General features: G+C 50.2%; 3 protein-coding genes. 2 read left to right on the top strand and 1 reads right to left on the bottom strand.

Annotated elements, in window-relative coordinates; all coding sequences use genetic code 11:
- A partial coding sequence (locus ACTHSW_RS10670) for a YadA family autotransporter adhesin (RefSeq protein WP_440373903.1) occupies window positions 1-2,904 on the top strand: 2,904 nt, incomplete at its 5' end.
- A 154-nt stretch (window positions 2,905-3,058) separates the two neighbouring features.
- Complete coding sequence (pepN, locus tag ACTHSW_RS10665; protein ID WP_070460250.1) at window positions 3,059-5,680, top strand: aminopeptidase N; 2,622 nt, start codon at window positions 3,059-3,061, stop codon at window positions 5,678-5,680.
- A gap of 184 nt (window positions 5,681-5,864) precedes the next feature.
- Here the strand turns inward: pepN and ACTHSW_RS10660 are convergent.
- Window positions 5,865-6,032 (bottom strand): porin (locus ACTHSW_RS10660; protein WP_440373904.1); only part of this gene is annotated, 168 nt, incomplete at its 5' end.

The raw sequence follows: 6,032 nt of genomic DNA, 5'->3' as shown, positions 1-6,032 counted from the left end.
AAACTGAATTCAGACGGCCTCACCATTACCGGTGGCCCGAGTGTGACCAAGTCAGGCATCCATGCCGCCGGCAACAAGATTACCAATGTTGCTGCCGGTACCGATGACAACGACGCCGTCAACTACAGCCAGCTGAAACAGCAAAGCGCCGCCGCCCGTACCGAAGTACGTGCCGGTACCAATATCAAAGACGTGGTTAAAACCGTCGACACCAACGGCCAAGACGTTTACACCGTCAACGCCAAAGGCACGACTGCGAGCGCCGGTTCGAGCAAATTGACCGTTACCGCCGCCGCTGCAGACTCGAACAACGTGACCGACTACAGCATCGACTTGGCGGATAACACCAAAGCCGAAATCCAAAAAGGTGTGGATGCCAAAACCGCCGTTGACAACAAAGGCCTGACCTTCAACGGCGACAGCGGCAGCACCAATATCGAAAAACTCGGCTCCACCGTGACCGTTGCCGGCGACGACAACATCACCACCGAAGCCCAAGACGATAAAGTGACCGTTAAGCTGAAAAAAGACCTGGTAGTGAACAGCGTCGAAGCCGGCGACACCACCGTGAACAACGACGGTGTGAAAGTAGGCGACGATGTCGCATTGACCCAAGACGGCGTTAAAGCGGGTGATGTCAAACTGACCAAAGACGGTTTGAACAACGCCGGCAAGAAGGTTACCAACGTAGCCGACGGTGACCTCAATGCCAACAGCAAAGACGCCGTTAACGGCAGCCAACTGTTTGCGACCAACCAAAACGTAGCGACCAACGCCGCCAATATCGCCAAAGGCATCAACTTCGGCGGTACCACCGGCAGCAACAACTACGCATTGGGCGACACCATCAATGTCAAAGGCGACAGCAACATCATCAGCGAAACCGTAGCCGGTGGCGCACAGCTGAAACTGGCCGATGTGTTGAATGTCGGTCAAGCGGCTCCGGTGAAAATTGATGGCGAGAAAGGCGAAGTCAGCGGCTTGAGCAATACGACTTTGGGCGGTAGCGACTTTGCCCAAGGCAAACGTGCGGCGACTGAAGAGCAGCTGAATGCGGCCCAAGATCAGTTGGTGAATGTGTTGGGTGGCAATGCGGCCAATAATGGCGGCAACATCAGCATGACTGATATTGGCGGTACTGGTGAGAACAATATCCACGATGCAATCAAAGCCGTCAATGCAACTGCCAATCTGCCTTTGACTTTCGGTGGTGACAGCGGCAAAGACGTTGAACGCAAACCGGGTACGAAACTGAATATTGTTGGCGGTCAAACCGATGCAGCCAAACTTTCAGACGGCAATATCGGCGTTGTAGCGAATGGCTCTGATAAGTTGGAAGTCAAATTGGCTAAAGACTTGGCAGTTGACAGCGTGAAAGCCGGTGATACCACAGTCAATACTGACGGCGTGAAAGTTGGTGATGTCAACCTGACTAAAGCCGGCTTGGACAATGGCGGCAACAAGATTACCAATGTTGCAGCCGGTACCGATGACACTGATGCGGTCAATGTTGCTCAGTTGAACAAAGCTGCGGCTGCGGCTAAGACCGAAGTCGTTCAAGGCGATAACATTGTTGTAACTCAGGATGTCGGCGCCAATGGCCAAACCATTTACAAAGTGGCTACCGATAAAAACCTGAAAGTCGACAGTGTTACCGCAGGCGATACCGTGATGAATAATGACGGTGTCAAAGTTGGCGATGATGTTGCATTGAACAAAGACGGCTTGAAAGTTGGCGATGTGAACCTGACCAAAGCTGGCTTGAACAATGGCGGCAACAAGATCACCAACGTGGCAGCCGGTACGGATGACACCGATGCAGTCAATGTTTCTCAACTGAAACAAGCTGCTGCTGCGTCCAAGACTGAAGTCGTTCAAGGTAAGAACATCGTTGTGACGGAAAAAACAGGTGACAAAGGTCAGACTGTTTATGAAGTTGCTACCAATAAAGACTTGGACGTTGACAGCGTGAAAGCCGGCGATACCGCAGTGAATACTGATGGTGTCAAAGTTGGTGACGATGTTGCATTGAACAAAGACGGCTTGAAAGCAGGCAAGGTAAACCTGACTAAAGACGGCTTGGACAATGCGGGCAACAAAGTAACCAACGTAGCGGATGGCGACATCAATGCCAACAGCAAAGATGCCGTCAACGGCAGCCAGTTGTACGCAACCAACCAAAACGTAGCCAACAACGCTGCGACTATCGCCAAAGGCATTAACTTCGGCGGTACGACAGGCAGCAACAACTACGCATTGGGCGACACCATCAACGTTAAAGGCGACAGCAACATCATCAGCGAAACCGTAGCCGGTGGCGCTCAACTGAAGTTGGCTGACGAGATTAGCGTGAAGACCGTGAATGCCGATACCTTCAAAGCAGGCGATACTGTGATGAATAACGACGGCGTGAAAGTCGGAGATAAAGTTGCGTTGAACAAAGATGGTCTGACCGCAGGCAATACCGTGGTCAACAACGATGGCGTAACCATCGCTGCACCGACTGAAAACAATCCGAACAACCAAGTCAAATTGTCTCCTGTCGGTCTGAACAACGGCGGCCAACGCATTACCAACGTGGCTCCGGGTAAAGACGGTACAGACGCGGCAAACGTGAACCAGTTGATTGGTTTGGGTACCGAGTTGCAGAACAACATCAACCAAGTAGGTAAGAAAGCCTACGCGGGTGTGGCCGGTGCGATTGCCCAAGGCTCGATTCCGCAGGTAACCCGTCCGGGTGCGACCGGTATTGGTGTCGGCAGCGGCTACTATGGCGGCCAGTCTGCTATGGCCATCGGCGTGTCTGCGATGAGCGACGGCGGCAACTGGATTGTCAAAGGCAACTTCTCGGCCAATACCGACGGTCATGTCGGTGTGGGTGCCGGTGCGCTGTATCAGTGGTAAGTTGGCAATGACAGGCAACTAGATTTGCTGCCTGAATAGGGAGGCCGTCTGAAATTTTAGGTTTCAGACGGCTTTTTTTCTGAAAACACTTGAATTTAGGCTAGATGAAACGATATGCTTCATCTATTTACCGCATGACTCTGAAAGAGAACAAATGAGCAAAACCATCCATTATTTGAAAGACTACGCCGCGCCAGCGTACCGTATTCTGAAAACCGACCTGCATTTCGATATTTTAGAACCGCAAACCATCGTCAAATCCAGTCTGACCGTTCAACCTGAAAGAGCAGGGGAGCCGTTGGTATTGGATGGTTCGGCAAAACTGCTGTCTGTGAAAGTAAACGGCCAGGCCGTAGATTATGTGTTGGAAGACGAAAAACTGACGATTGCAGGCGTGCCGTCTGAAAACTTCACGCTGGAAGTAGAAACCGAAATTTTGCCGGCTGAGAACAAATCTCTGATGGGTCTGTATGCTTCCGGCGGCAACCTGTTCACCCAATGCGAACCGGAAGGTTTCCGCAAAATTACGTTCTACATCGACCGTCCGGATGTCATGTCTAAATTTACCACCACCATCGTTGCAGACAAAAAACGCTATCCGGTGTTGCTGTCTAACGGCAATAAAATCGATGGCGGCGAGTTTTCAGACGGCCGTCATTGGGTGAAATGGGAAGACCCGTTTGCCAAACCGAGCTATCTCTTTGCTTTGGTGGCAGGCGATTTAGCAGTAACGGAAGATTATTTCACGACCATGAGCGGCCGTAAGGTCAAAATCGAGTTCTACACCACTGAGACAGACAAACCTAAAGTCGGTTTTGCCGTGGAATCGTTGAAAAATGCGATGAAATGGGACGAAACACGCTTCGGTTTGGAATACGACTTGGATATTTTCATGGTCGTTGCCGTGGGCGATTTCAATATGGGCGCGATGGAAAACAAAGGTTTGAATATTTTCAACACCAAGTTTGTGCTGGCCAACAGCCGTACCGCGACCGATACCGACTTTGAAGGCATCGAATCTGTTGTCGGCCACGAATATTTCCACAACTGGACGGGCAACCGTGTGACCTGCCGCGATTGGTTCCAATTGTCGCTGAAAGAAGGTTTGACCGTATTCCGCGATCAAGAGTTTTCCGGCGACCGAGCCAGCCGCGTGGTACGCCGTATCGACAATGTCCGTATGCTACGCTTGTTCCAATTCCCTGAAGATGCAGGCCCGACTGCGCATCCTGTTCGCCCGGCCAGCTATGAGGAGATGAACAACTTCTACACCATGACCGTCTATGAAAAAGGTGCAGAAGTAGTGCGCATGTATCATACCTTGCTCGGAGAAGAGGGCTTCCAAAAAGGCATGAAGCTGTATTTCCAACGCCACGATGGTCAGGCTGTGACTTGTGATGATTTCCGTGCCGCAATGGCAGACGCAAACGGCATCAATCTTGATCAGTTTGCTTTATGGTACAGCCAAGCCGGTACGCCGGTTTTAGATGCTCAAGGCCGTCTGAAAGGTGGAGCGTTTGAATTGACCATTAAACAAACCATTCCGGCCACGCCCGATATGGCGGACAAGCAGCCGATGATGATTCCGGTCAAAACCGGTTTGCTGAATGAAAAAGGCGAAGCGGTTGAGTTTGAATATCAAGGCAAACGGGTGAAAGAGGCGGTTTTGGTATTGACCGAAGCCGAGCAGACTTTTGTGTTGGGCGGCGTCAATGAGCCGGTTATCCCGTCTCTGCTACGAGATTTTTCTGCACCGGTTACCCTGAACTATCCATACAGCGAGCAAGAATTGGCGACTTTGCTGGCGGCAGATGAAAATGAGTTTGCACGTTGGGAGGCTGCTCAAACCCTGTATCATCGCGCCATTAATGCCAACCGTCAGGCATTGGCGGAAGGCCGTCCTTTACCGGAACACAAAGCATTGATGGATGCTTTGGCTTTGGTGGTTTCCGGTGACTTTGATCCGGCATTCCGTGCCATTTTGCTGCAAATGCCGTCTGAAACCGATGTATGGGCGGAAGAAGAAAATATTGACCCGATTCAGGTTCATCAAGCGCGTGAAGCCTTGCTCAATTCCGTTGCCGTCAAGTTCCTGCCTCAATGGCGCGAGTTGAACCGTCAGGCTGCCGAGCAAGAAAACCAAGCCGATGCCGCTGTTCGTTATGAATACAGCCCGGAATTGGCCGGCTGGCGCACTTTGCGTAATGCTTGCAGGGCATTTATCCTTCGTGCTGACGCTGCGCATATCGAGCACGTTGCGGAGAATTACGAAGCAATGGCGCAAAACATGACCCACGAATGGGGTATCTTATCTGCAATCAACAGCAATGAAAGTGAAATCCGCGATCGTTTGTTGACACAATTTGCCGATAAATTCGCCGATGATGCTTTGGTAATGGACAAATACTTTGCCCTGATTGCCTCAAGTCGCCGTAAAGATACTTTACAGCAAGTTCAGACGGCCTTGAATCATCCTAAGTTCAGTATTGAAAACCCAAATAAAGCCCGTTCTTTATTGATGAGCTTCAGTCGTAATATTCCGCACTTCCATGCAGAAGACGGCAGCGGCTACCGCTTTGTAGCAGATAAAGTGATGGAAATTGACCGCTTTAATCCGCAAGTTGCCGCTCGACTGGTGCAGGCTTTCAACATCTGCAACAAATTGGAAGCCAACCGCAAAGCCGTTATGACTAAAGAGTTGCAACGCATCCATGCACAAGAAGGTTTGTCCAAAGATGTGGGCGAGATTGTTGGTAAGATTTTAAATGAGAAATAAAGCTTGTCTGTTGAACTTATTGTTATTTGGCAATAAGGATAGATAGACTAAAGGCCGTCTGAAACTGATTGGTTTCAGACGGCCTTTTTATATACAACGCTTAAATTAATTTTCGTTGAGGGTAGGGCATAAGAATAAAAAAGAGCCTGCATAAAACAGGCTCTTTTTCATACTAATCCAAAGATTAGAATTTGTGACGCAGGCCAACAGTGCCAGCAGTTTTCTCGTATTTGTAGTCGCCTTTGCCTTCTTTCAACCAGCCGGCAGAAACCAGAGCAGAAGTGCGTTTAGAGAAGTCGTAGTCAGCACCAACGATAACTTGGTTGTAAGCGCTGTTCTCTTGTTTCACGCC

Source organism: Neisseria sp. P0008.S004, assembly GCF_051962755.1.
Taxonomy (GTDB): Bacteria; Pseudomonadota; Gammaproteobacteria; order Burkholderiales; family Neisseriaceae; genus Neisseria; species Neisseria subflava_A.
This window is presented reverse-complemented; position numbering and strand designations above follow the sequence as displayed.

Coding starts and splice junctions, on each gene's coding strand:
- pepN (WP_070460250.1), top strand. CDS start 3,059: ATGAGCAAAACCATCCATTATTTGAAAGACTACGCCGCGCCAGCGTAC.